The 2385-nt window shown below is 73.8% G+C and carries 2 protein-coding genes; both read left to right on the top strand.

The window, feature by feature from the left end:
• Positions 1–86: 86 nt before the first annotated feature.
• Positions 87–1052, top strand: coding sequence for an ornithine carbamoyltransferase (locus AB0M99_RS07330; RefSeq protein ID WP_365917685.1), 966 nt, complete (start codon positions 87–89; stop codon positions 1050–1052).
• Complete coding sequence (locus AB0M99_RS07325) at positions 1049–2383, top strand: MFS transporter (protein WP_365917684.1); 1335 nt, start codon at positions 1049–1051, stop codon at positions 2381–2383. The genes AB0M99_RS07330 and AB0M99_RS07325 overlap by 4 nt, the downstream gene beginning before the upstream one ends.
• Positions 2384–2385: the final 2 nt, after the last annotated feature.

The following is a 2385-nucleotide window of genomic DNA, read 5'->3' as shown; positions in this document are numbered from 1 at the left end:
CCGGCAGTGCCGGACGGGGCGGGCGCCCCGCACCAGCGGTCGCGCCCGCCCCACCCCCACCCACCACGAACAGGAAGGAGCACCCGATGACCACGCACACCCGGCAGCTGCTCTCCATCGACGACCTGACCGACGAGGACCTCCACTCGATCGTCGCCCGCGGCGCCCACTTCGCCTCCGGCGCCGGCCGCACCGAACAGCCCCTGGAGGGCTGGATCGCCGGCATCTACTTCAAGAAGACCTCCACCCGCACCCGTACGGCCTTCTCCGCCGGCGCGCTGCGGCTCGGCGCCCGCATCCTCACCTACGGCCCCGCCGACCTCCAGCTCAACACCGGCGAGACCGTCGAGGACACCGGCCAGGTCATGGCCCGCATGCTCGACGTCCTCGTCGCCCGCACCGCCGGCCCCGACGAGGAGCTGCGCGGCCTGTCCGGCGGCGGCCGGCTGCCCGTGGTCAACGCCATGAGCGCCGCCGAGCACCCCACCCAGGGCCTCACCGACCTCACCACCCTCCAGCTGAGGTTCGGCCGCATCGAAGGCCTGTCCATCCTGTACGTCGGCGAGGGCAACAACACCGCCTCCGCCCTGGCCCTCGCGCTCAGCCGCTACCCCGGCACCACCCTGGAGCTGCGCACCCCGCCCGGCTACGGGGTCGACCCCGCGATCCTCGCCCGCGCCGCCGCCCAGGCCGCCCGCAACGGCTCCACCGTCACCGAGCACCACCACATGGACGGCCTGCCCGAGCAGCCCGACGCCATCTACACCACCCGCTGGCAGACCACCGGTACCACCAAGCCCGACGCGAACTGGCGGGAGATCTTCGCCCCGTTCCAGGTCACCGAGCGGCTCTGGCACGCGGCCCCCAAGGCCGTCTTCCTGCACGACCTGCCCGCCCACCGCGGCGAGGAGGTAACCGCCGAGGTCCTCGACGGCCCGGCGAGCATCGCCTTCGACCAGGCCGAGAACAAGATGCACAGCGCCATGGCCGTCCTGGAGTGGATCAGGCACGGCGCCGTCAGCGGACCCGCCCCGGAAGGACGCCTGTCATGACCGCGCTCCACCCCGCCCCCGAAGAGACCCCCGAGGCGGCGGTCGCCGACGCCGAAGCGCCCCGCCCGCCCTCGCTGCGCCGCAACCGGGACTTCGTCCTGCTGTGGGTCGGCGCCGGGGCCACCGCGCTCGGTGCCCGCGTCAGCTCCATCGCGTACCCGCTGCTGGTCATCTGGGCCACCGGCTCGGCGAGCGCCGCCGGCCTCGTCGGCTTCGCCGCCGCCCTGCCCAACCTGGTCGTCCAGCTCCACGCCGGAGCCCTCGTCGACCGCTGGGACCGCCGCCGCCTGATGATCCTGTGCGACCTCGGCTGCCTGCTCTCCGCCGCGGCCGTCGGCGTCTCCGTCTTCTCCGGCCACGTGTGGATCCCGCTGCTGATGGCCGCCGCCTTCGTCCAGGGCAGCCTGGCGATCTTCTACCGGCTCGCCGAACGGGCCGCCGTACGCCACGTCGTGCCCGGCGAGCAGCTGCCCGCCGCCATGGCGGGCAACGAGGCCCGCGGCCAGGCGGCCGGACTGCTCGGCCTGCCCGCCGGCAGCGTCCTGTACACCGTCGCCCGCTCCGCGCCCTTCCTCTTCTCCGCCGTCGCGCACACCGTCTCGCTGATCTCGCTCCTGCTCATCCGCAAGAACTTCCAGGACGAGCGCACCCAGGCCCCCGGCAACCTCCGCGCCGAACTGGCCGAAGGCCTCGGCTGGACCTGGAAGCAGCGGTTCCTGCGCTGGGGCATGCTCCTGATCTCCGGCTCCAACCTGCTCTTCCAGGCCCTCTCCCTCGCCCTGATCGTCGTCGTCAACGAAGCGGGCGGCTCGGCCGCCGCCATCGGCGTCATCACCGCCGTCAGCGGCATGGGCGGCATGTTCGGCGCCCTCACCGGCACCTTCTGGATGCGCCGGGTCAGCCTGCGCGGTCTGCTCATCGGCGGCGCCATCGGCTGGGCCCTGCTCATGCCGCTCGTCGCCCTCACCGGCAACCCGGTGCTCCTCGGCCTGATCTTCCTGGCCGCCGCCATGATCGGCAGCATCACCAACGTCGCCGGCGGCGTCTACCAGGTCGGCATCACCCCCGACCGGCTCCAGGGCCGCGTCGGCGGGGCGATGGGCCTGATCGGCTCCGGCGCCGCCTCCCTCGGCATGCTCGGCGGCGGCTTCGCCCTGGAGGCCTTCGGAGCCACCCACACCGTCTACGGCATCGCCGCGGCCATGGCGGCCCTCGCTCTCCTCTCGCTGCTGCTGCCGCACGCCGACTACCCCGAATCCCTCCGCCGCCCGGGTCCCGCCGCCGCACCGGCCGACCAGGACGCACCCGTCACCACCCCGGAAGCGAAGTGACC

This window comes from Streptomyces sp. NPDC051183, from assembly GCF_040682455.1.
Classification (GTDB): domain Bacteria; phylum Actinomycetota; class Actinomycetes; order Streptomycetales; family Streptomycetaceae; genus Streptomyces.
Note: the sequence above shows the minus strand (reverse complement) of the source record. Positions and strands in the feature narration are given on the sequence as shown.